This window comes from Haloechinothrix salitolerans (genome assembly GCF_042662605.1).
Classification (GTDB): domain Bacteria; phylum Actinomycetota; class Actinomycetes; order Mycobacteriales; family Pseudonocardiaceae; genus Haloechinothrix_A; species Haloechinothrix_A salitolerans.
Genome location: NZ_JBHSXX010000001.1, coordinates 5,724,811 through 5,747,355 on the forward strand (window position 1 = coordinate 5,724,811; position 22,545 = coordinate 5,747,355).

Annotated in this window: 18 protein-coding genes and 2 pseudogenes; 9 read left to right on the forward strand and 11 right to left on the reverse strand. The window is 65.6% G+C overall.

Annotation, left to right across the window (positions count from 1 at the left end; translation table 11 throughout):
* Positions 1-285: 285 nt before the first annotated feature.
* Positions 286-1,101, reverse strand: a complete 816-nt coding sequence (locus ACFQGD_RS27280) for an SWIM zinc finger family protein (RefSeq protein ID WP_345393797.1) — start codon at positions 1,099-1,101, stop codon at positions 286-288.
* The gene (locus tag ACFQGD_RS27285; protein ID WP_345393800.1) at positions 1,094-4,180 is read right to left on the reverse strand and encodes a DEAD/DEAH box helicase; all 3,087 of its coding nucleotides are present in this window, start codon (positions 4,178-4,180) and stop codon (positions 1,094-1,096) included. The genes ACFQGD_RS27280 and ACFQGD_RS27285 overlap by 8 nt, the downstream gene beginning before the upstream one ends.
* Before the next feature lie 170 nt (positions 4,181-4,350).
* Here ACFQGD_RS27285 and ACFQGD_RS27290 point away from each other — a divergent pair, with 170 nt between their 5' ends.
* Both ACFQGD_RS27290 and ACFQGD_RS27295 read left to right on the forward strand, forming a co-directional pair.
* Positions 4,351-5,796, forward strand: a complete 1,446-nt coding sequence (locus tag ACFQGD_RS27290) for a hypothetical protein (RefSeq protein WP_345393803.1) — start codon at positions 4,351-4,353, stop codon at positions 5,794-5,796.
* A 26-nt stretch (positions 5,797-5,822) separates the two neighbouring features.
* Positions 5,823-6,200, forward strand: coding sequence for a hypothetical protein (locus ACFQGD_RS27295; RefSeq protein WP_345393806.1), 378 nt, complete (start codon positions 5,823-5,825; stop codon positions 6,198-6,200).
* 434 nt (positions 6,201-6,634) lie between these two features.
* Here ACFQGD_RS27295 and ACFQGD_RS27300 read toward each other — a convergent pair whose 3' ends face one another.
* The gene (locus ACFQGD_RS27300; RefSeq protein WP_345393809.1) at positions 6,635-6,892 is read right to left on the reverse strand and encodes a type II toxin-antitoxin system RelE family toxin; all 258 of its coding nucleotides are present in this window, start codon (positions 6,890-6,892) and stop codon (positions 6,635-6,637) included.
* Positions 6,889-7,194 (reverse strand): type II toxin-antitoxin system prevent-host-death family antitoxin, encoded by a 306-nt coding sequence (locus tag ACFQGD_RS27305; RefSeq protein ID WP_345393812.1) that lies wholly within the window; start codon positions 7,192-7,194, stop codon positions 6,889-6,891. Before ACFQGD_RS27305 ends, ACFQGD_RS27300 begins: the two co-directional genes overlap by 4 nt.
* 368 nt (positions 7,195-7,562) lie before the next feature.
* Between ACFQGD_RS27305 and ACFQGD_RS27310 the strand changes: the two are divergent.
* Together ACFQGD_RS27310 and ACFQGD_RS27315 are read left to right on the forward strand one after the other, a co-directional pair.
* Positions 7,563-7,937, forward strand: a pseudogene (locus tag ACFQGD_RS27310) (tyrosine-type recombinase/integrase); the annotation flags it as partial.
* Between the two features lie 680 nt (positions 7,938-8,617).
* Complete coding sequence (locus ACFQGD_RS27315; RefSeq protein ID WP_345393865.1) at positions 8,618-9,010, forward strand: FHA domain-containing protein; 393 nt, start codon at positions 8,618-8,620, stop codon at positions 9,008-9,010.
* A 1,011-nt stretch (positions 9,011-10,021) separates the two neighbouring features.
* Here ACFQGD_RS27315 and ACFQGD_RS27320 read toward each other — a convergent pair.
* The 5 genes from ACFQGD_RS27320 to ACFQGD_RS27340 form a co-directional block, all read right to left on the reverse strand.
* Positions 10,022-10,324 (reverse strand): putative quinol monooxygenase, encoded by a 303-nt coding sequence (locus tag ACFQGD_RS27320; protein WP_345393815.1) that lies wholly within the window; start codon positions 10,322-10,324, stop codon positions 10,022-10,024.
* A 3-nt stretch (positions 10,325-10,327) separates the two neighbouring features.
* Complete coding sequence (locus ACFQGD_RS27325) at positions 10,328-10,660, reverse strand: hypothetical protein (protein WP_345393818.1); 333 nt, start codon at positions 10,658-10,660, stop codon at positions 10,328-10,330.
* Positions 10,661-10,928: 268 nt separating this feature from the next.
* Positions 10,929-12,434, reverse strand: coding sequence for an aldehyde dehydrogenase (locus ACFQGD_RS27330; RefSeq protein WP_345393821.1), 1,506 nt, complete (start codon positions 12,432-12,434; stop codon positions 10,929-10,931).
* A gap of 298 nt (positions 12,435-12,732) precedes the next feature.
* Positions 12,733-13,776: a 4-hydroxy-2-oxovalerate aldolase gene (dmpG, locus tag ACFQGD_RS27335; RefSeq protein WP_345393824.1), complete on the reverse strand. Its 1,044-nt coding sequence runs from the start codon at positions 13,774-13,776 to the stop codon at positions 12,733-12,735.
* Positions 13,776-14,696, reverse strand: coding sequence for an acetaldehyde dehydrogenase (acetylating) (locus ACFQGD_RS27340; RefSeq protein ID WP_345393827.1), 921 nt, complete (start codon positions 14,694-14,696; stop codon positions 13,776-13,778). Before ACFQGD_RS27340 ends, dmpG begins: the two co-directional genes overlap by 1 nt.
* A 40-nt stretch (positions 14,697-14,736) precedes the next feature.
* Here ACFQGD_RS27340 and ACFQGD_RS27345 point away from each other — a divergent pair, with 40 nt between their 5' ends.
* The 4 genes from ACFQGD_RS27345 to ACFQGD_RS27360 all read left to right on the forward strand — a co-directional run bounded on the left by ACFQGD_RS27345 (position 14,737) and on the right by ACFQGD_RS27360 (position 19,047).
* On the forward strand, positions 14,737-15,501 hold the full coding sequence (locus tag ACFQGD_RS27345; protein WP_345393830.1) for an IclR family transcriptional regulator: 765 nt from the start codon (positions 14,737-14,739) through the stop codon (positions 15,499-15,501).
* A 599-nt stretch (positions 15,502-16,100) separates the two neighbouring features.
* Positions 16,101-17,930: a PEP-utilizing enzyme gene (locus tag ACFQGD_RS27350; RefSeq protein ID WP_345393833.1), complete on the forward strand. Its 1,830-nt coding sequence runs from the start codon at positions 16,101-16,103 to the stop codon at positions 17,928-17,930.
* 114 nt (positions 17,931-18,044) lie between these two features.
* Positions 18,045-18,638 (forward strand): alcohol dehydrogenase catalytic domain-containing protein, encoded by a 594-nt coding sequence (locus ACFQGD_RS27355; RefSeq protein ID WP_390221108.1) that lies wholly within the window; start codon positions 18,045-18,047, stop codon positions 18,636-18,638.
* Positions 18,592-19,047, forward strand: a complete 456-nt coding sequence (locus ACFQGD_RS27360) for a zinc-binding dehydrogenase (protein WP_345393839.1) — start codon at positions 18,592-18,594, stop codon at positions 19,045-19,047. The genes ACFQGD_RS27355 and ACFQGD_RS27360 overlap by 47 nt, the downstream gene beginning before the upstream one ends.
* Here the strand turns inward: ACFQGD_RS27360 and ACFQGD_RS27365 are convergent.
* Together ACFQGD_RS27365 and ACFQGD_RS27370 are read right to left on the reverse strand one after the other, a co-directional pair.
* Entirely contained in the window at positions 19,044-19,196 is a 153-nt protein-coding gene (locus ACFQGD_RS27365; RefSeq protein ID WP_345393842.1) for a hypothetical protein, read from the reverse strand. The genes ACFQGD_RS27360 and ACFQGD_RS27365 overlap by 4 nt on opposite strands.
* Before the next feature lie 36 nt (positions 19,197-19,232).
* Positions 19,233-20,870, reverse strand: a complete 1,638-nt coding sequence (locus ACFQGD_RS27370) for a reverse transcriptase/maturase family protein (protein ID WP_345393845.1) — start codon at positions 20,868-20,870, stop codon at positions 19,233-19,235.
* Between the two features lie 933 nt (positions 20,871-21,803).
* Here ACFQGD_RS27370 and ACFQGD_RS27375 point away from each other — a divergent pair.
* A pseudogene (locus ACFQGD_RS27375) lies at positions 21,804-22,388 on the forward strand (IS1634 family transposase); the annotation flags it as partial.
* Positions 22,389-22,545 lie beyond the last annotated feature (157 nt).

The following is a 22,545-nucleotide window of genomic DNA, read 5'->3' on the forward strand; positions in this document are numbered from 1 at the left end:
ACAGGATTCGAACCTGCGACCTCTGGGTTATGAGGCGCATCGCCTTGATCCCAGCACTGGCGCCGTGTCTCGATTATGTCCGCGCGACCAGCGGCGTCGCTCGCCGGACGTCTCACGGCGTTCTATGGTTCGGACCCGTTGACAATGGGCTCCATGGCGTCGCTGCTACAGCGTCTGCTACAGGGACTTCGCGCGCCACGGATCAGGAACCAGACTGACGGCCTGCCTGGCTCCGCCGCACCCCGTAAACGCCCGAGCCGCTCACACTGTATGGCGTTATCGCGATTAACTGCAGTGTTCCATCCCGGCGCGGCGGTAGGCGGGGCGCAGCAGGTCCAGCAGCGGATGGCCGCGCAGTCTGGCGTCGACGGGCGGCAGCTGATCCAGCAGGGACGAGCTGGATGTGACGTGCGGGCTCGGCCCGGGAAGGTCGCCCTGCAGCGCGAAGTAGCTGCCCAAGCAGTCCTCGAGCCGGGCACCGGGGTTTTCGGCGGTGTCGGCAGCGGGCGAGCTATCGGACCGTGCCGCGTGCAGGTTGTCCAGGAGGTCCTCGCGTCGGCGGCCGCGCCAGGCAAGGATGCGGAACGGATCGTCGTCGAAGGACTCGGCGAGCAGGTAGAACGTGGCGGCGAGGTGCTTGCACGGCACTTCGCTGTCGGGGCACGAGCAGTCAAGGGACAACTCGCCGGCGCTGGCCGGGAACAGGGACAGCCCGAGGCCGGTGAAGACGTCCTCGATGTCGTCGGGCATTTCGCTGGCGAGCAGCTTGGCCAGGTACCAGGCGTTGCCGGCGAGCTCGCGTTCGAGCTTGGCCCATTCGGCCTTGCCGAAGGCCGTCACGCCGATGCGTACCCGGTACGGCCGTGCCGTGCTGCCCTGCACCTGGGCGGTAACCGAGCCGGCGTCGACGTCGAGGGAGATCACCTGCCCCTTGCGGGCGTAGGTGCGGCCGCGCTGCAGCCGGTTGCCCATGCCGATGTCCTCGAGCACGGCGATGAACCGCTCCGACCACCAGGTTTGCGCGATGGCGCCGCGCTTGCTGCGTGCCTTGAGGCCGCCGTCGACGGTGCGCGGCTTCGACGGCGGGAAGAACTTACGCACCGACGGCTCCCTCCGACAGGGCGAACACTTTGCGCAGCTCGCCGGTGGACAGCTCGGTGAGCCAGCCCTCGCCGTCACCGATGACCAGGTTTGCCAGCGCCTTCTTGTCCTCGATCATCTCATCGATCTTCTCCTCGAGGGTGCCGGTGCAGACGAACTTGCGGACCTGCACGCCGCGTTTCTGCCCGATGCGGAATGCCCGGTCGGTGGCCTGGTTTTCCACCGCGGGGTTCCACCACCGGTCGAGGTGGATGACATGGTTGGCGGCGGTGAGATTGAGGCCGGTGCCGCCCGCGTTCAGCGACAGCAGGAAGATCGGCGGGCCCTGCTCGGACTGGAAGCGTTCGACCATATCGTCGCGGCGCTGCTTTGGGGTGCCGCCGTGCAGGTAGGCGATATCGGTGCCGAATCGGGCGGACAGGTGCGGCAGCAGCATCTCGGCGAACGCGGTGAATTGGGTGAAGCACAGCGCCCGGTCGCCTTCGGCGAGGATCTCCTCCAGCAGCTCCTCGAGGCGGATCACCTTGCCGGAGCGTCTGCCGATGGGCGAGCGATCGTGCAGCACCTGCGCGGGGTGGTTGCACACCTGTTTGAGCTTGGCCATCGCGGCAAGCACGTTGCCGCGGCGCTCGATCCCCTCGGAGTTCTCGATCTTTTCCATCATGTCGTCCACAATGGACTGATAAAGCGACGCCTGCTCCACGGTGAGCTGGCAGTACTGCTTCATCTCGATCTTTTCGGGGAGGTCGTCGATGATCGTCGGATCGGTCTTGAGCCGCCGCAGGATGTATGGCCGGGTGATCGCCCGCAGCCGCTCGGTGGGTTCGCTCTCATCGTGCCGCTCCACCGGGATGGCGTAGCGGGTGCGGAACACTTCGGAGGACCCGAGGATTCCCGGGTTGAGGAAGTCCATGATGGACCACAGCTCGGCCAGCCGGTTCTCCACCGGGGTGCCGGTGAGCGCGACCCGGTGCTCGGCGCGCAACCGACGTGTAGCCTTCGCGGTCTGCGACAGGCTGTTCTTGATCGCCTGCGCCTCGTCAAGCACCACCCGCTGCCAGTTGTACTCGGCGAGCTCGTCGATGTCGCGGGTACCGGTGGCATAGGTCGTGACGATCAGGTCCGTCTCGGCCAGCCGTTCGCGCAGCGCGTCGCCGTGCAGCTGTTCCCGGCCGTGGTGGGCGTAGACGCGCAGCTCGGGCGCGAACTTGGCGGCCTCGTGCTGCCAGTTGCCGACCAGCGACATCGGGCACAGCAACAGCGTGGGCCCGCTGTCCGGGTTCTCGGCACGGTGCGCGGACTCAAGCGCGAGCAGCTGCACCGTCTTGCCGAGCCCCATGTCGTCGGCGAGGCATGACCCGAGCCCGAGCGACGACAGGAACACCAGCCAGGACAGCCCGCGCTCCTGGTAGGGCCGCAGGGTGGCTTGGAACTCATCCGGCGGATCGACGGCTTCGAGTGTCCTGGCCGCTGTGCCCGCGAGCAGCTCGCCCAGCCAGCCGTCGGCCTGCACACCGGTCACCGGCAGTGGTGTGTCGAGATCGTCCGGATGGCTGGCGGCCAGCGTCAGCACCTCGGCGGCGGTCTTGGCCTCGTCCGGCTGGCACCGCAGGAACTCGAGCCCGCGCCGCAGCTGTTCAGGGTCGACGGCGACCCACTGGCCGCGCAGCCGGACCAGCGGGGCCTTCGTCTCGGCCAGCGCGGCAATCTCCTCGTCGGTCAGCGTGTCGTCGCCGACGGCGAGCTGCCACCGGAAGTCCATCAGCGACTCGCGGCCGAAGTGCCCGCCGGTGACCACGCCGTCGGTCGGCGTGTTCGCGGTGGCTTTGAGGCCGAGCTGGGCGCGGCGGTCCCACCACGACGGCAGCAGCACGCCGAAACCGGCCTCGTCCAGCGCGGGCGCGGCGACCGAGAGGAAGCGGTAGGCGCCGTCGGCGTCGAGCTCCAACGCGCGCGGGGTGGCCTGCCGCAGGCCCGCGGTCAGTTCGGGATAGATCCGACTGGCCCGGCCCAGCTCACCGAGCAGCAGCTCCTGCGGCCGGTCCAGCCAGCGGCGCAAGCTGCCGACGTCCGACCATGCCTGGGCGGCAGGCACCAGCAGGCTGGCATCCTGGGTGGACTGCAGCAGGAACTCCAGCCGCCAGCGGGCGGACTCTCCCGGCTCGACGTCCTCGGCCTCCTCGTCGTCTCCGACGTCGAGCAGCTCGTCGAGGCTGACCTGGGGCTCGACCTCGCTGAGCCGGAAGGTCGCGCGGGCGGGCCCGACCCGGCCGGTGCCGATCTCCGCCCACGGCCGCAGCTCGCGCTCGAACAAGCGGACCTCGTCGTCATCGGCGTCGAACCGGCCGTCCGGCGTGGTGAGGGCCGCCAGCCACGCCTCGATGGCGGGCAGGCGCTTCGGACGGCGTCCGCGCCGCGGCGGCATCAGATCGGTGTCGGGGCCGAGCAGCTCCCGGACGGCGGCGTCGGTAAGCGCATGCAGCGCATCGGTGGCCAGGTCGTGCGCGTCCTCCCTCCCGGGCTCGGCCCGGCACACCGGCGGCATCGCGGTGACCAGCGCGCCGAAGGCGACCACGTCGGGGCCTTGCAGCGCGGGCCGCCAGCGCGCCAGCGGCCCGACCTCGTCCCACGCCACGGTAGGCAGCACCCGGCCACGCTCGGCCAGCTCACGGGCGAAGGCCGCCAGGCAGGCGAGGTAGCCGACCGATACGCCGCACCGGACATCGGTGTCACCGCCCTCCGCCACCGCCGCCAGCCAGCCGAGCGCACCGGAGGGATCGAGGTCGAGCGTGGGGACCTGCCACGGCAACAGCACCGGCTCGGTGCGGGCGGTGCCGCGCGGGACGAGTCGGATCAACTCCGGGGAATCCAGCGGGGACTTGGCCAGCGAGGGTAGCCGCAACGTCGCGTCACCCGGCTTGCCGTTGTGCATCTCGGCAAGCGCCTCTGCCGGCGCGGCGAACGGGTGTCGACGCGCCGAGCGCAGCGCCTGGCTGCGGCTGGTGACAGTACGCTCGGAGTCCTCCGCCCACACGCAGAGACCTCGCTCGGGTGACCAGAAGCCGTGCAGAACCAGCATGCGCGGGCGCCTTCCCGTGGTGCGTGGCGATCGCCAGGCAGCTTACCGGTGGCGGCCGAACAGACGGTGCAGACACCCGGGTAGAAGGCCAACCGCTGTGTTTGCGGGGCGCAAAGACCCGCGCTGTTGCTGGCCTCGTCGCGGGCCGTGGCTTGGCGGTAGTTCAGCCCATGGCCGGGGTGAACGAGGCGTTGTTGGCGGGTCTGCCCGATCGAGTGCGGCGGTTGCTGGCGGAGCCACCCGTGATGGAGAAGTCGCTGATCGAGCTGAACGTCAGGTGGCCGCGATTGACTGCCGGACTCGCTCGTATGACCGATGCGGTACGACTGTTCATTATCACGTGGGATCCCCTCGGAGGCGTGGTGGACCGAACCGGCGGGTTCGCGACCACCAACGGCGGTGCGGCCGATCTCGAGATCGTGGTGTACCTACCAACCTGGTCGCTTCAGCGGCTGGCCGCCGAACGTAACAGCACCCTCGCCGCCGTCTTGGGCGCGATGGCCGGCTCTGCCGTGGTGACCGCGTCCCATCACGAGGAAACGGTCAATTCCAGTCGCTACCCGGAGTTGGCCGCGCGGGGCGTGGTTCCGGGTCTCCTCTCGGATCTGGCCGCAGGTAGCGCGCTCGGTGCCGCGCAGATCACGGCGGTATCGGTTGAGTGGGAGCCTATTGGACTCGGCGCCATCACCGATCTCGTGCAGCACGCGTTCGGCCCGGTCGACCTCGACCGCTCACCGGTGGAACTCGCTGCCGGCACCGATGTACGGCAGGATTGCCCGGCCTGCACCGGCGACCGGTTCGGCTTTCCCGGCGCCTTGGCCGAAGCCAGGGAAGCCATGTGCCCGGCTCACCACAGCGAGGCGGAGTCGGTCATCAACCGGCGCCTCGCCAGGGCGAACGCGAGCAACCCTGACGGGTGGGCGGCGATCGCCGACGCCTCGCTCCGGCTCGACCGGCCACACCTACCCAACGGCCTGGCCGCCAGGCTCCCCGGCGCCGACACCTCGCTCTACGTCATCCCGGCACCCGCCGAGCTCGCCGAGCGCGCCGAGGCCGCCATCGAAGCGGCTGGGTGGTTCCACGGCCGCCCGGGTGACTTCGCTCTTGCGCTCGGGCAGGAACCTTACCTGGCAGGCCAGCTACCCGACTGGCTGGCGAACCTCATCCTCGATCTCGGCAAGGCGGGCTTGGGGTCCGAAGCACAGCGGGTCGGCGATGCGCTGAGCAAGGTCGACCCCGACAAACAGTCATTCTTCGACGGCGACGTATGTGTTGCTCTGGCCGAAGCCGGGCTCGCCGACGAGGCGAGAGCCCGGAATGCGGCCAACCTGGCCCGCTGGCCGGACGACCTCTGGATCCGTGTGCATGCCGGTGACGCGCTCACCGTCCTCGGTGATCTCAAGGGTGCAGAGGAGCATTTCGACGCGGCGATGACGATGGCCCACGAGAGCGACGACGCCGACGCCATCGCCGCGATCAAGCACCGGCTCAGGATGGCCACCCGGCAGGCGACAGCCGGCGAGCGCGGCCACCCGACCAGTCAGCGTCGCCAGCCCAAGCGCAAGCTCAGCAAGGCACAGCGCAAAGATCAGGCACACCGCAAGCGCCAGAAGTGAGCTCAGCGGCGGTAGCCTGTTGCGCCATGGTGCAACCGCGACGCCATCGGATGCGCAAGCAGCGACGCCGCGACTCGGCACGGGCCTGGATTCAGTCCGGCGCGAAGGTCACCATCAAAACCTACGCCAAACGCTACGGCGTCGACAGGTACACCGCTTACGAGGACCTCAGCGCGATCGGCTTCGCGCTGCCGTCCGGCGCGGAACAATGGTCGCAGCGGCCGCCCGCCCGGCCCAATCCGAAACCCGACACCCACGCCAACGCCAACGCCAACGACGACTGGATGATGATCAACGGACGCCGGTACTTCGTAGCGGGCTACACGCCAAACGGGGTTCCCTACGGGATCTTCGAGAACGAGGTGGACGACCAACCGCCACCCGACTCCGGAACTCCCTTCTGATCAGACGAGACGCCGTCACGACGTTGCGTGGGCCCATACGAGTGCGAATGAAGACGAGAAGTAGTCAGATTTTCGTGACGAAGGCCTTTCCGCCTGCCGCCCCGAACCGCCGGGAAACAGCCCCCGACCGACCGGTACGCCGACTCTCCCACCGCGTCCACCGCGTCGCATACGGATCGGTGCACGCGGCGAAACATTGCGCCAAAGAACGCCACCTTCCGGGCGGGTGATGATCTTGAGTGCACGGGCCCCGACCCATCATCGAAGTGGCTCATCCCACTACCAGGACCGCTGAGTTCGATCACGTCGCGGTGCTGGACTTCGAACAACTCGATGCCCGCAACAAACACGTAGCCCTCACCCGTGGCTCCCGAAGCTTGACGATCGCTCGGTGAAACAAGAACCGCGATCCGGCGAAAGCTATGTGAGTTGGGTCAACGGTAGATCTCGCGTCGGTGACCGACGTCGACGACGGTCACAAGAAGTACGCGGTCGTGGATTTCGTAGATGACGCGGTAGGTGTAGGCGGCCCGGATCCGCCAACTGTTGGACCCAGAGAGTTTCTTGCAGCCCGACGGACGAGGATTGTCGCCGAGCGATTCGATAGCCACAAGAACCTTGCGGCGCACCGGCGTATCGAGGCTTGCCACGGCTTTGGCAGCACGGCGCGAGATCTCAACTCGGTAGGTCACCGACGTCCTTCGGTCTCGGCGACCAGCCGGTCGAATGAGATCACTTCATCCTCGCCCGCGGCGATGCGCGCATGCGCCTCGTCGGCGCGGCGGGACCAGTACTCGTCCTCGATCTTCTCGTAGTTCTCCGCGATGTCGGGCGGCATGAGCGCGGCGACCCGCTTTCCCCGGCGGGTCAGATACACGACGCTGTCCTCGTCGCGCACCGCGTCAACCAGCTCCGCGAGCCGATCCCGAGCTTCGCTGACCGATACCTCGACAACCCCGGACACATCGTGAGGTGTGTGCGCTTCAGCAGTCATACCACTCAGTGTACAACTCAGGGAACTTGTACGAAATCGAAGGTTAAGGTCAATCGGTCGCGACATCGACATTGGCGAGAGTCGACAAGCATCCCATGCTTGCCTCATCGACAGCGCTTGCCAAGGCAGCGCGCTGATCGAGCGCCTCTCGATCATGCTCCTGTGCGTGGCACACACGGTGTGCCCGATCCCAGGGTCGGCAAGCAGCGACGTGCCGAACACCGCTGGGTCCTATGACCCGAGCTCGACTATCAGCCGTCCCTGCCCAGCGGATCGACGAGTCAATGATGCTGAACCGGCCACCACGATGGCGCTGCCGCGTGGCTGCGCGCCATCGCTGACGCATTCAACAAGGGAAGTGGCGGCCAATGACCAGCAGGAATGGGCACAAAGTGCCTGGCATCTCAGTGTATCGACGCGGCAAGACCTGGGCCTACGCGGTCTCGACCGGTTCCGACGTCGTGACGGGCCAACGCCAGCGCATCTACCAAGGAGGATTCGAAACCGACGACGACGCCTGGCAAGCGGCGTTGCAGCACAAGACCAACCTGGCCCGCGGGCGCACCATCACGGCCCGCAACTGCACGGTCGATCAATTCCTGACCGAGTGGCTCACGAGCGTCGAACACAGCGTCAAACCCAGCACGTACGCCACCTACAAAACCAACATCAACACCTACATCCGCCCTGGGTTCGGTAGACGCAAGCTTCGGGACGTCTCCGTGCCGATGCTGAACACCTTCTACCGTCGCCTCCTCGCCCCCGGCCGCGTCAAAACCGACACCAACGTCGCGATGTACGAGTACTGGCGGACACGAGGGCACCTCCGCGACGGGAAGGGACCGACACCCACCGACGTCAGCACGGCGTGCGGAACGACGATCCTCGCCGCCAAAGCCGCGCTCAGACGCTACCGTCGCGGACGCACACCCAGCCACCAGGAACCCGACCTCTCCCCCAAGTCGATCAGAAACATTCACCAGCTCCTGCACAGCGCGTTCCGCGACGCGGTCGCCTGGCAATACTCCCAGCCAACCCCGCCAAGCACGCCCGCCTCCCACGAGCACCCCGCGCAAGGAACCGACCCTCGCCGTGGACCGTGGAGGAGCTTGCACGATGGCTTGACGTCGCCCACCACGACCGCTTCGCCGGCATGTGGGTACTCGCCGCCACCACCGGCATGCGCAGGTGCGAGCTCGCCGCTGTGGACCGCCGAGATGCGCAGCCACACCACCCGCGAGTTCCTCGCCGGCGTCGCCATCGCCCAGCAGTTCGGCCGCCCCGGCACCCCGACCGATCAGGCATGGATCGAGACGCTGTTCGGGCACGTCAAGAGCGAATGGCCGCACTTGGAAAAGATCCGCCACCCCGGCGAGCTCGAAGCCGAACTCGAGCTGCGTCGCCATGAGTACAACGCCGTCAGATTGACAGGCGGACCTCGTTCTTTCGCCCCGACTTTCAAGCCGACGCCGACGCACCGCCGACACCCGAGCCACCGGTGCCCGGCCGTGAGGACCTGCCCGTTGGCGCCGCCCCGCTGGTGGTCGAGCGGGGGTCGAACGCAGGATCGCGGTTCCTGCTCGACCGCGACGTGACCACCGCCGGTCGCCATCCGGACAGCGACATTTTCCTTGACGATGTCACGGTGTCACGCCGCCACGTGGAATTCCATCGCGACGACGACGGGGAGTTCGTCGTTACCGACTGCGGCAGCCTCAACGGCACCTACCTCAACCGCCAACAGGTAGACGCGGCAATCCTCACCGGCAGCGATGAGATACAGATCGGCAAATTCCGCCTGGTCTTCCTGACCTGACCAGCAGCGGCTCGCCACACAATCACCGGGCTGATTTTCTGCGACTGTTGCGTTATCGTTGTTCAGCATTTGGGCGGGGGTGCCGTCGGCTATGGTCGGAGCTATCTGCCAGGGCGGGCCATGCAGGCAGGCTGAGGGCGGTGATCGTCTCAGCGTGCATGCGCCTGAGGGCGGTGAGGGCCTCGTCGTACATTCTCGCGATGTATTCGTGAGCCTCGCGCGCCTGTGCGTCGTACGAGCTACGCACGTCACCGTCCACACGCATCACCCCGTCCCAAGAACGCAAAGCTAGACCTCACGGGCGGGTGCAGCAAGCGCATGCACACAGCCGGTTGCCGACCCCTGCAGCGGAACGGAATCGAAGCTAGCCACCGCGCCGTCACGTGGGCTGGCGTGGCGCCTCCTGCCTCTTGCTGTGGACGCTCACGTAATTCCTCTGTCGGGGAGCACGATCTCCGCCCTGGTGGCGCAACACTGGGGCCTTCGAAACACTGGGGCCTTCCATCTGTGCTCGACTTCAGCCGTCTCTGCCCAGCGGATCGACGAGTCAACGATCCTGAACCGGCCACCACGATGGCGCTGCCGCGTGGCTGCGCCATCGCTGACAGATTCAACAAGGGAGGTGGCGGCCAATGACCAGCAGGAATGGGCACAAAGTCCCCGGCATCTCGGTGTATCGACGCGGCAAGACCTGGGCCTACGCAGTCTCGGCCGGTTCCGACGTCGTGACGGGCCAACGCCAGCGCGTCTACCGAGGGGGATTCGAGACCGACCTGGCGCGCGGGCGCACCATCACGGCCCGCAACTGCACGGTCGATCAATTCCTGACCGAGTGGCTCACGAGCATCGAACACAGCACGGCCTCCTCACCTACAAGCGTGATGTGCCATCGAGCCCTTGCTCACGTACCCACGTGCGGGCCACTCCCGCGCAACTGTCGCCACCGACGATGACTACGAAGTGGAGTTCAACCATCGTGGCCTCCTCGACGGTGAGTCGGGATCGTGGCCGTCATGGTTCGACCGTCCGATAGAATGAGACGGACCGTTCCCGCAGGAGCGGCCGGACCTCGCCGATCACGTACTTCTGGTAGTGCGCGCTGTCCACGTGAGACTTGAAGGCCGCCTTGTCTAGGTACTCTTCGTACAGCGCGAAGACGTCCGGGTCCTCGATGGAGCGGTTCACGGTGAAGCCAACGCACCCGGGTTCGTCTCGGGTGGCGCGAATGTGCGGCTTGAGGGCCACAGCCACGTCCTCGCCTCGTCCAGGCGCTGCGCGATAGTTTGCGATGACCGTATACACGTCGACTCCCATCGTTCAAGGGGCGGCGACGTGGATTACGCCGCCGTTGACACGACAGGGGAAGATCTGAGTGCGCGGTCGCTCGGGTTGATACCCGTACCCGCTGCGTGAGTCGGCGGTGATGATCAGCCAGAGGTCGCCTTCGTTGAACAGCGGCGGTATCCACTGCACGACCTTGGCCATCTCCCAATCCAGATGGCAGGCCAGGTCGACATCGGAGCAGGTGAACGCCATCTTATTCGTGAAACTATCGGGGTCCTTGATGCCCATGTACATCGCTTCGCCGGCGTTCACCGCTTCCTTTGACCGGTCGCACCACTCAGGCGCAAACAGCTTCAGCCCGCTCATTCTCTTGCACCTCACTGGCCTCGATGATTCATCATCCGATCTGTCGCATTCTCGCCACATCGAACGGTCCAATAGAAAGCTACCGCCAGCGGCGGTGCGGAACTACCGCGATTTCTGTCCAAGATATGTGTATTCCTGCGCCGACCGGACCAAGATCTTGGTCTAGTCGCATAGTTTCAACAAACGACTACGATAATGACCGTTGGCGCTATTCACCACGATCATTACCGTCATTCCTCGGTGCGCGCAGCATTTGCCGAGCGTGCGATTAACCCAACGTGAATGGATCCCGCGTGGCTCCAGCCAGCTCAACCCAGATTGACTTAGTTTCAGTGTATTCGTGGACGGCGTCTATGCCATTTTCACGACCGAGTCCGCTGTAGCCAAAACCACCAAAGGGCACATTCGGCCCGATGGTGCGGTAGGCGTTGATCCACACCGTGCCGGCGCGCAATTGATGGGCCACGCGGTGTGCGCGGTGCGCGTCCTTGGTCCACACCGCCCCCGCGAGCCCGTAGCGGGAGTCATTCGCGAGCGCGATAGCCTCCTCTTCGTCTTCGAACGGAATGACCACGAGCACCGGACCGAACACCTCCTCCCGGCAGATCTCCATGGTCGGCCCGACATCGGTCAGCACCGTCGGTCGTACGAACAATCCGCTCTGTTCGGTATCCGCTGTCCCGCCAGCGACGATGGTGGCACCGTCGTTGGTCGCGGTCTTGAGTAGAGCGGTCACCTTGTCGAACTGGGCGGCGTTGGCCAAGGGGCCCATTTCGGTGTCGGTATCCATCGGGTCACCGAGTTTGATCGACTCCGCTCGCCGCACCACGCGCTGGACCAGGTCGTCGTGTACCCGCTGCTGGACCAGCAGCCGGGCACCCGCCATGCAGGTCTGCCCGGACGCTGCAAACACGCCGGCGATGACTCCGTTCGCGGCGGCGGCAAGGTCGGCGTCGGCGAAGACCACCTGCGCCGACTTACCGCCCAGCTCCAAGGTGACCCGGCTGAGGTTGTCGGCGGCTGAGTGCGCGACGCTGATGCCGGTGGCGGTCGACCCGGTAAAGGCGACCTTGTCTACCCCGGGATGCCCAGCCAGCGCCCGTCCCGCGACGGGGCCGACGCCGGTGACGACGTTGTACACCCCAGCGGGGAACCCGGCTTCCTCGATCAGACCGGCCAGCTCGATGGCCGTCGCAGGCGTGTAGTCGCTCGGTTTGACCACGAATGTGCACCCGGCCGCCAGCGCGGGCGCGAGCTTCCAGCACAGCAGCAGCAGAGGCGAGTTCCACGGCACTATGGCTGCGACGACGCCGACCGGCTCGTGCCGGGTGTAGGCGAAGAAGTTCGGCTTGTCGGAGGGAATGGTGGCGCCTTCGAGCTTGTCAGCCAGGCCAGCGTAGTAGTAGAACCATTGCGGAATGTAGGCGAGCTGTCCGGACATCTCGCGCAGCAGCTTGCCGGAGTCGCGGGTCTCCAACTCCGACAGCTGGGCGGCGTCGCGGGCAATGAGGTCACCGAACTGGCGCAGCAGTGCGGCGCGTTGGAAGCCGGTATATGAACCCCACGGGCCGCGCAAGGCCGCTCGTGCCGCAGCAACGGCGTCGTCGACATCGGATTCGGCCGCATCCGGTGCGCTGGCCCACGGCTCCTGGCGATACGGGTCCAGCGACTCGAAGCGGGCGCCCGAATGAGCCTCGACGCGTTCACCGTTGATCACCATCAAGTATCGCGCCAGCTCGGTGGCGTCGCGTTCGGCCGTGACTGTGGATGTCATCGCGGAACTCCATTTATCGGATCGGCGGTGGGCACTCGTACAGAGCCCGCGTTGCCTCGGCCGGCCGCGCCACCAGCCCCGCAGCGCGGTACAGCTGCACCAACCAGACCGAGTCGCAACAACCGGATTGCCCGGCGCCATCCCCGCTCACCGCGTACCCGGGTGATCCACGAACACAAATCAACCAGGATCGCGGAACCCGAGCCTGCCGTTCCATTCTCCCTGATCATGCGTACCCTCTGACTCTTTCCGTGTCAGCAACCAGCTCTGACGCTCCTGCTGCTGGCACAATGGGTTGTTACGTCGTCGTGGCCTTGTGCTCTTCGGCGATCTCGAGCGCGATGTTGATGATCATGTCCTCCTGGCCGCCGACGTAGCGGCGTTCGCCGCAGCGGTACAGGATCTCGTGCGCTGGTACGCCGTAGCGTTCGGCGGCGCGTTCGGCGTGCAGCAGGAACGACGAGTACACCCCGGCGACGCCCTGCACGATCGAGGAGCGGTCCATCACCGGTAGCCGGGTGATGAACGGCTTGACGACGTTCTCGGCGGCGTCCATCAGGATGTCCTTGTCGACGCCGGTGTCGATACCGAGCCGGTGGAACGTCGCCGCGAGCACCTCGGTCGGCGAGTTACCCGCGCCGGCGCCGAGCGCGACCAGCGAGCCGTCGATCTGCCGGGCGCCCGCCCGGTAGGCCAGCACCGAGTTGGCGACGCCGAACGACAGGTTCTGGTGGCCGTGGTAGCCGACCTGCGCCGTGCCGTCGAACTCCGCGACCAGCGCTGCCACCCGGTCGGCGGCGTCCTCCAGGATCAGCGCCCCCGCCGAGTCGACGACGTATACGCACTGGCACCCGGCGTCGACCATGATCCGGCCCTGCTTGGCCAGCTCGTCCGGCGTGGACATGTGCGAGAGCATCAGGAACCCGACGGTCTCAAGTCCCAGGTCGCGGGCGGCCTGGAAGTGCTGGATGGAGACGTCGGCCTCGGTGCAGTGGGTCGCGATGCGCACTGCCCCCGCACCCAGATCGGCGGCCGCGCGCAGGTCGGTGACCGTGCCGAGGCCGGGCAGCAGGAGCACGGCGATCTTGGCGCGTTGGGCCTCGTCCACGGCGGCTTCGATGAGCTTGCGTTCGTCGACCAGCGAGAAGCCGTAGTTGAACGTCGACCCGCCGAGGCCGTCGCCGTGGCTGACCTCGATGAGCGACACCCCGGCGTCGTCCAGCGCCCGCACGGTGTCGCGGACGTTGGCCTCGGTGAACTGGTGCGCCATGGCGTGGCTGCCGTCGCGCAGGGAGGTGTCGACGAGCCGGACCTCGCGCTCGGTGTCGTCCCACGTGCCCATCAGGCCCGCACCGCCTTCCGGTCGGAGATGATCTTGTCGGCCAACAGTTCGCCAGCGCGTGAGGCGGCGGCGGTCATGATGTCGAGGTTGCCCGCGTAGGTGGGCAGGTAGTCGCCGTTGCCCGCGACCTCGAGGAACACCGCGACCCGCGCTCGGCCGTTCCAGTTCGGCTGCGGGTCGTCGAACTGCGGGTCGGCCTTGAGCCGGTAGCCCGGCACGTAGACCTGGACGTCGGAGACCATGCGGTGGATGGACTCGCTGATCGCGTCGCGGTCGGCGTCCGGGTCGATGGCGCAGAACACGGTGTCGCGCATGATCATCGGCGGCTCGACGGGGTTGATGATGATGATCGCCTTGCCCTCCTCCGCGCCGCCGACCTTCTCGATGCCCGCCGCCGTGGTCTCGGTGAACTCATCGATGTTGGCGCGCGTACCGGGGCCGGCCGAGCGCGACGACACCGACGCCACGATCTCGGCGTACGGCACCGGCGTGACGCGCGAGACGGCGTGCACGATCGGAATCGTCGCCTGCCCGCCGCAGGTGATCATGTTGATGTTCGGCGCGTCGAACTGGTCCCCGATGTTGACCACCGGACAGGTGAACGGCCCGAGCGCCGCCGGGGTGAGGTCGACGGCGGTGATGCCCGCTTCGGCGTAGCGCGGCGCGTTGGCGGCATGCGCCTTCGCCGACGTCGCCTCGAACACCAGGTCCGGCAGCCGGTCGCGACTCAGCAGCCAGTCGACCCCCTCGGCCGACGTCTCCAGCCCGAGTTCCGCCGCGCGGGTGAGCCCGTCGGACTCCGGCACGACGCCGACCATGTACCGCACGTCGACCAGCGCGCTGCGACGGAGCTTCGCCAGCAGGTCGGTTCCGATGTTGCCCGGGCCGACGATCGCGGCCACGGCTGTGTCCGTACTCATGGCTCTTACGGTGCGCGCTCTGGTGCGGCACACTCAACGGATGCGTACCGCTGAGCGGAACCACGACGTCTCGTCAGGCGATGCCGCGACGGCCGCGCGGTTGGCCGCGCTGCTGGCGGCCTTCCGGCCCGGCGACGACGCGCTCGGCGTCTCCGAACTCGCCCGACGAACCGGATTGCCGAAGACCAGCGTCCACCGCCTGTCGCAGCACCTAACTGAGCACGGGCTGCTGGAACACGACGGCACCGCCCTGCGGCTCGGGCTGAAGCTGTTCGAGATCGGACAGCTCGCCGTCCGCCAACGCGGACTCGTCGACACCGCCCGACCACTACTCGCGGACCTTCGCGAGGCCACCCACAACACCGTCCACCTCGCCGTGCTGGAAGGCGTCGAGGTCGTCTACCTCGACGTGCTGCGCGGCCCGGACGCGCCGAGACTGCCGTCCCGCATCGGCGGACGGTTCCCCGCACACGCCACCGGTGTCGGCAAGGCCATCCTCGCGTTCTCCCCCGACGGCGTCGTGGACGAGGTGCTCTCAGGCGGACTGCCCCGCATCAGCAGGCGCACCATCACCTCACCTGCCCTGCTCCGTCGCCAGCTCGCCAAGATCAGGGACGAGGGCACCGCCTACGAGCGCGAGGAGTCCAGCATCGGCACCGTCTGCGTGGCCAGCCCGATCCTCGACGCCGCAGGTCACGCCGTGGCCGCCATCTCCGTCGCCGGGTCGGTCAACCGCATACGCACCGAACGCCTCGCCCCAGCCGTCCGCACCACCGCGCTCGCCCTCTCCCGCACACTGCGTTGACAGCATTCGAGCGCAAGCTGCTTACGTGTGCATGTGGAACTGGCTCGAGCACCTCCGCATAGCTACTTCGATCTGAGAAAGTCGGTTGGTGCGTGTAGGTGGCCTGCGATCGTTTGCGGCGTTAGCGTCTGGGCGTGTGCGTTGGGCCCCGGTCAGCTGGCTAGGTTCCTGACTTTCGGTATGGTTTTGGGCGAAGACGGCGGGTCCACACCAAATTCGAGCGCCGTCGATGCCATTCGGGCGGTTGCGGTCCCAGCCATAGTCGCATTTAAGGGTGATGATTCTGCTTCCGGAGCCGATTCGCCATTTGATCAACCGGCGGACCGACCCGTGATGTGCGGCACTGGTCTCACCATAGCCGTGGTCGACGGTAACCGCCCGGTGTGGCTTGCCTGTGCGGGAGATGCTCCGCCTGATCGCAGGCAGCAGCTGCGGCGCGTCCGGCGGCACGCCGATCTACGCAGTGTGGTCCAACGCGACACCGTCGGCGTTGTCCACCCACCTTGATGATGACACTCGGGTTACGATTCGTCTGGATAGGGTGCTAGTTGTATGTATCGTGGGCTCAGGGACCGCGGTCGAATCCTGAGGAGCGCTTGATGAGCATGGTGGTTCCCTTGGACGAGTTCGTCCAAGACGAGGGATATCCCGGCTTCGCTGGAGCGTTCGACCACGCTCCATGGATTGTTGAGCGTTTTGGTAGGTTCACCAAAGCCGATGAGGGGCGGTTTTGGTTCCTCGACTTCCACTGGCCTCGCGGTCTCACACCACTGGGCCTGCTGTGGAACACGGATGGTTACTCGTGGGGGACGCAGTCAGCCGCCGAATCTTTGCCTCTGCCGTCCGGGCGGGGAATTGCACAACGGATTGGGGGCACCCACACCTACGCAGCCACGATCGACGTCGAGGACGCGTGGGAGATGGCGGAACGGAACAGGCGGCTACAGCGCACACTGCCCCGGTTCCTCCGGCGGTTCGACAGCATCTGGACAACCCGGCGGGACGAGATCAACAGGTGGTGGAAGCACCTGAAGGGTACTGACTTACCTAGCCTGTCGTTGGCTGAGCTAAGCCGGTATCTGCTACAAGCTCGCCGGTTCCACAAGCGCGCTTTTGAGATTCATTTCGAGATGATGTATCCGCTGCTCGCGAACTATGTCGAGTTTCATACCAACTGTGTGGAAATGGGACTGGACCCTGGTCAGATCGCGAAGTTCCTACAGGGCTACAACACTGCGATCATGGATACCGACCGCGCCTTGTGGGATCTGACCCGACGGGCCCGCACGGCAGGTCTGCGGGAGGTGTTCGCCCGAACAGATGCGCCCCTGTTACGCGCCGAACTAGCCGCTCGCGGCGGAAAGGCCACGAGCTGGCTCAGTGAATTCGACGAGTTCTTGCGTGTGCACGGCCACCGCACGGAAGGGGCGTGCGACGTGGCGCTGCCGTCGTGGGTTGAGGATCCCACTCCTCCCCTTGGAATCATCAAAACATTTATGGAACGGGACACCGATCACGACTTCCAGGCGGCACACGAGCACGCGGTCGCCGAACGCGAGGAAGCCATTGACGCAGCCCGTACTCGGCTCACCGCCGAGGAACAGCGGGTGTTCGACGCGGGGCTGGCTTCTTGCCAGATGGCGAACTTCCCTTGGTGGCAAGACGATCACAACCACTACATCGACCTGCGAGTCTCGCTGCCGCTTCGCTGGGGCGCACTGCGCGTTGCCGAGATGACCGGAGCCGACCGACCCGACGACACGCTCTTCCTGTTCTGGCCGGAGCTCATGGCAATTACGTCTGGCGAGACCGGATATGATCAATTCCGCAGACTGATAGAACTGCGACGACAGTACTTCGAGCACTGGGCGCAACGCCGAACAAAAATTCCCAAGGTGCTCGGTGCCGTGCCCGACACCGTCAATGATCCGATCCTAATCGAGATCTTCGGTTTGAATCAGAATTTTCTTTCGTCGGTACACAGTGCTCACAATAACGAAAGGAGTCCCAAAAGGGATCCACTCACCACGCTGACCGGCCTCCCAGCTGCCAAGGGAATCGCCCGCGGACGTGCCATAGTTCTCACCCACGCCGATGAGCTGCATCGCGTGCGTCCAGGAGAGGTACTCGTCTGTGAATCGACTTCGCCAAACTGGACGCCAGCCTTCAGTAAGATCGCCGCGTGCGTCTGCGACAACGGCGGAACCCTCTCCCACGCGGCCATCGTCGGCCGTGAGTATCAAGTTCCAACCGTCACCGCCGTCGCCTACGCCACTCACACCATTCGTAACGGCGACGACATTGAGGTCAACGGCAATACCGGACATGTCATCATCCACACGACTTCCCACAAGCCAAGGTGCGAGCAGACGGTTTCGCCCGAACGGCCCATCGGGGCTGTGGTGTCTGAAAGGGACCGGGCTGGATAGGCGGCTGGGCCCTCCGATATCGGAAACCAGCAGATCAATGCTGCATCCCGCGATAGAGCGCCATTTGTACCGCCCGAAGGCTTAGGCTGCATCCGCATGACAACAATGTGTGTGATGCAGGTACCCGAGGCCGGAGCAGACTGGGAACTGACTAGCCGGGAGATTCCGGAGCCGGGGCGGGGTGAGGTACGGGTTCGGATCGAGGCATGCGGGGTCTGCCATAGCGACTTCTTCGCCAAGGAAGGCGGATTCCCCGGGATGACCTGGCCATTGATCCCCGGCCACGAGATCGCCGGAGTGGTCGATGCCCTTGGCGACGACGTTCGCCCCTGGAGGGTCGGCCAGCGGGTCGGCGTGGGCTGGTTCGGCGGCAACTGCGGGTGGTGCGACCCGTGCAGGCTGGGTGACCTCATGGGCTGCGAGAACACCGCCGTCCCAGGGATCTGGCGGGACGGCGGCTACGCCGAGTACATCGTGGTGCCCCAGAGCGCCTTGGCCGCCATCCCCGACGCTCTCTCCGCAGAGGAGGCAGCGCCGCTGCTGTGCGCCGGGCTCACGACTTTCAACGCCCTCCGCCACAGCAACGCCCGCCCGGGCGACCGGGTGGCCATCCTGGGTATCGGGGGGACTTGGGCACCTCGGAGTACAGTACGCGGCGAAGATGGGCTTCGAGACTGTCGCCATCGATCGCGGGACCGGAAAGGCTGACCTGGCCAGGAAGTGTGGGGCGCACGAGTACATCGATTCGACCGCTGGAGACCCCGGTGCCGCCCTCGCCACCATGGGCGGAGCGACAGTGGTTCTCTCGACGGTGCCCAGCGCCGATGCCGTCAACGCCGTGATGGGCGGTCTCGGGCGTCGGGGCCGTTTCATTCTTGTCGGGGCTGCGACGGACCCGGTATACATCGTGCCGGCGCTGATGATCGCCCCCTACCAATCCATTGCTGGCCACGCCTCGGGGACGGCCAAAGACTCCGAGGACACCATGGCGTTCTCTGTGCTGAACGGGGTTCGCCCGATGATCGAGATCCGGCCTCTCGCCGAGGCGGCGGCCGCCTACGATCGGATGATGGCAGGTGACGCCCGATTCCGGATGGTCTTGCAGGTTCCTGGTTAGCGGTCGACGTCTCGGAGTTGACCAGTCTCACCCACGGCGACCTGCACCTCGGCACCGGTGCGCACGTCCGCTGCCACGGATAGGGTGAGCTGCGCGGCGAGGTGCCTGCCGTTGCAGGTCCTTGACCGCGCAGCTTCCCTCCGAACCACGCGGGCACCTTTCGATGCACGTAGCTCTCCAGTGACTTATGCCGTGGCTGTGGCTGGTTGCCCGTGGTGGATGGCGTCGTGGCAGGGGTGGCAGACCACGAGGGTCTTTCTCCGTTTCTTTGCCATCAATGCCGCCCAGGCGGGCTGGCCGTGACCGGTTGTGCCGAGGCTGGCGAGCTTGCGGACCTGGTGCACGACCACCGTGCCCGGGCTTTTGCATAACTCGCATCTTTTCGCCAGGAGCCGTCTGATCAGCTCCTTGCGCGGGACTGGCGTCCGGTCAGGGATGCGGTCCTCCAGGACCGCCTTCCTGTCGCGCTTTAGCGGTATCCCACCGAACCGGGCGACCAGCGGCTGCTTGCCCTCGCGCATGACCTTGGCTTCAAAGCAGGTGCGCAGCCCGTGTGGCGTTTCGATCTTGGCCTTATGCCGGGCCGCGATCTTGCTTACCGTGGACTGGTGCTTTGCCGCGAGGGTCTTGAGCATCGATGTCTGGGCGTCCAGGCGTAGCCGATCAAGGCGCCAGACGTCGACGGCGAGCAGATAGTACTGGACTACACCCCGGTATTCGGCCCCGTAGGTCCTGACGATGTCGTAGTCGTCAAGATTCTGCATGGCCGTCCGATGCCAGGGTTTACCGTGGCGTCGGTAGGGGGCGCACTTGGCCGTGATCACATCACGTGGCACTCGCAGCGCGATCTTCCCGTTCACGGACCTGCCGCTGACGGTGACCTTGCTGTCGTTGTGTTGGGTGATGATCTCGTAGCCGAGGTATCGTGCCGCCCGGGTACGGGCGTGCGTGATCAGTGTCTTATCGTGGTTGAGTTCCAGCTTGAGTTCATCACGCAGGAACGCTGCCAACTGATCTCTGATTGCCTCGGCTTCGACCTTTGGCCCGATGAAACCCAGCAAATGATCATCGGCGTACCGCGAATAATGGAGCCTGCGGTATCCCGGATCGTACGGATCGCCCGTAGGCACAATGCGCTGTTGCCGGCGCAGGTTCCGGACTTGCGCCCGGTCCCCGTTCTTGCGCGCCCGCCTCAGTTTGTAGGTGGTCCTGACATAGTCAGGGTTCCGCCTCCGAGTGATCCCCTGGGTGTATTGCGGGATCAGAACTGTCTCGACATAAGCGTCCAACTTGTGCAGGTAAATATTCGACAGAACAGGTGAAACGACCCCGCCTTGCGGCGCGCCGGAAAGCGTGGCGTTCCACTTCCAGTCTTCTAAGTACCCGGCTGATAGCATGTTGCGCACTAGCCGCAGGAATCGGTTGTCGTGGATCTTCTCTGACAGGATCTTGACCATTATTTCGTGGTCAAGACGTGAAAAACAATCAGAGATGTCTCCCTCGATGAACCATGTGGTTCCTGTCCAGGTGTTGGCTATCTCCCGCAGCGCGGTGTGACAGCCGCGACCGGGACGGAACCCATGCGACCGGTCAGAGAACTGCGGCTCGTAGTATGCCTCCAGCAGGAGGCGCACGACCTCACCGACCAGCTTGTCCGACCACGTTGGCAGGCCCAACGGACGCAGCTTCCCGTTCTTTTTCGGGATGTATGTCCGTCGTACCGGAGCGAATCGGTAGCGCTCGTGGCGCATCGCATCAATGATGCGATCGATTTTCTCCATAGACATGCCGTCCGCGGTTTCCTGTGTGGCGCCTGGCGTCATTGCTCCGTGGTTAGAGTATATCCGCCCGTACGCCGTCAAGTACAGCTGCTGATTGAACAGTTGTCGATACAGTTCGTTGCACGGCAGGCCTTTCCTGCCTCGTTCACGGAGGACACCTAGCACCGTTTCGGCATTTTGCATTTCGCATACCTCTCGATTATTTGGTGTCAAATCACCTGTGCCCCTTCGCCCTGCGGACGGCCTTCCCGTCCTCCTTGGCAGGTCGTGACTTCTGCGACTACTGCGGGCACTCTGTCGCCATAGAGCTCGCGCTCCGTAGGCGATCCCACGTTCGTCTCTGTCATACGTGTCTACCGTGACGTAGGCGCCCCGTTCGTCTCCTTAAATATCCTCATTAGATATCGCTCCATCCCCGGAGGTTTGCGGCAAGTCCCTTGCCATCTTGTCGCAGGGGCGGCGCCGGTTTCAGGCGTCTTTCCGGCGGGTGTTGCGTTGCACCTTCTGGAGACTGAGGTTCAGGCAATCCAGCTTTCGCCATATCACGCGGGCCTCTCAGCACACCGCCCCATACGCCTGGGCACGGCTGCTGGTTTCCTGGCATGCTATTTTCCCCTTATCCCTTTCGAGTCCGGGTAAGCCATCAGGCCCAGATCGTCATCGAGCTGCAGGTAGACTTTGACACCCAGACGGTGTGTCTTTTTCAGTGTGCCTGGCAGCAGGCCCCACCCCCACAGACGTTCCGTTTTGAGGAACAACACCGGGCCTGCACAAAGCAGTTGCGAATCCCATCGGATCGACCGTATATCCGCCCCCGGCCAACCGGCAGATCTCGAGCGCTACACGCCGTACACAGTTCTCACCTGACTTGGCTCACGGATCGTGTCCTGGATCGGTCGCGGTTTGCTGACCAGCGGGTTCGCTGAGGTGGTCGGTGAAATTGGGGCACTAAGCAGCGGGTTCTAGGGTGGTCGGGTGCCGCACATTCGCACTGTGAAGACCGCCTCGGGTGCCCGGGCGGTGCAGATCGTGTACTCCCGCCGCACGGGCTCACGCCGGATCGAGCACATCGGCTCGGCACATGACGACGCGGAGCTGGAGCTGCTGAAGGCGGCCGCCCGGCAGCGCATGGTGGCTGGCCAGGGCGAGTTGGACCTGGGGCTGAACGCGCCGCCGGAGGCGGGTGGCCCGTTGCCGATCACGGCGTCGCGGATGGGCCACCTGTGGGACGCCCTCGCACACGTCTACGACGCGCTGGGCTTCGATGTCGCCGCCGATGGTGATGAGGTGTTCAGGTGCTTGGTGTTGGCGCGGATCGTCGAGCCGACCAGCAAGCTCGACTCGTTGCGGGTGCTGGAAGAGATCGGGATCGGGCCGCCGTCGTATGCCACGGTCAAACGCCGCCTGCCCGCGTACGCCCAGGACGAGTGGCGGGAGCGGCTGGCGGCCCTGTGCGCCCACCATGTAGGCCTGGGACCTGCGACGTTGCTGCTTTACGATGTGACAACTCTCTACTTCGAGGCCGACACCGGGGACGGGTTCCGCGAGTCCGGGTTCTCGAATTACGCCGTGGTCTCGGTTATGCCGAGGTGGCTGGCTTTGTGGGGTGTTCGTGCTGGTCATCGGGCTGGGCGGGCCCGGCCTGCGCGGCATAACCCTCGCGGCGCGAGCCATGGTGTGCCTGTCTGGTGGTGCTCTGGTTGGCCTATCAGGAGGA

Coding starts and splice junctions, on each gene's coding strand:
- ACFQGD_RS27290 (WP_345393803.1), top strand. CDS start 4,351: ATGGCCGGGGTGAACGAGGCGTTGTTGGCGGGTCTGCCCGATCGAGTG.
- ACFQGD_RS27330 (WP_345393821.1), bottom strand. CDS start 12,434: ATGACATCCACAGTCACGGCCGAACGCGACGCCACCGAGCTGGCGCGA.
- ACFQGD_RS27320 (WP_345393815.1), bottom strand. CDS start 10,324: ATGGGAGTCGACGTGTATACGGTCATCGCAAACTATCGCGCAGCGCCT.
- ACFQGD_RS27370 (WP_345393845.1), bottom strand. CDS start 20,870: ATGACGCCAGGCGCCACACAGGAAACCGCGGACGGCATGTCTATGGAG.
- ACFQGD_RS27295 (WP_345393806.1), top strand. CDS start 5,823: ATGGTGCAACCGCGACGCCATCGGATGCGCAAGCAGCGACGCCGCGAC.
- ACFQGD_RS27340 (WP_345393827.1), bottom strand. CDS start 14,696: ATGAGTACGGACACAGCCGTGGCCGCGATCGTCGGCCCGGGCAACATC.
- ACFQGD_RS27345 (WP_345393830.1), top strand. CDS start 14,737: ATGCGTACCGCTGAGCGGAACCACGACGTCTCGTCAGGCGATGCCGCG.
- dmpG (WP_345393824.1), bottom strand. CDS start 13,776: ATGGGCACGTGGGACGACACCGAGCGCGAGGTCCGGCTCGTCGACACC.
- ACFQGD_RS27350 (WP_345393833.1), top strand. CDS start 16,101: ATGAGCATGGTGGTTCCCTTGGACGAGTTCGTCCAAGACGAGGGATAT.
- ACFQGD_RS27355 (WP_390221108.1), top strand. CDS start 18,045: ATGCAGGTACCCGAGGCCGGAGCAGACTGGGAACTGACTAGCCGGGAG.
- ACFQGD_RS27325 (WP_345393818.1), bottom strand. CDS start 10,660: ATGAGCGGGCTGAAGCTGTTTGCGCCTGAGTGGTGCGACCGGTCAAAG.
- ACFQGD_RS27360 (WP_345393839.1), top strand. CDS start 18,592: ATGGGCTTCGAGACTGTCGCCATCGATCGCGGGACCGGAAAGGCTGAC.
- ACFQGD_RS27285 (WP_345393800.1), bottom strand. CDS start 4,180: ATGCTGGTTCTGCACGGCTTCTGGTCACCCGAGCGAGGTCTCTGCGTG.
- ACFQGD_RS27305 (WP_345393812.1), bottom strand. CDS start 7,194: ATGACTGCTGAAGCGCACACACCTCACGATGTGTCCGGGGTTGTCGAG.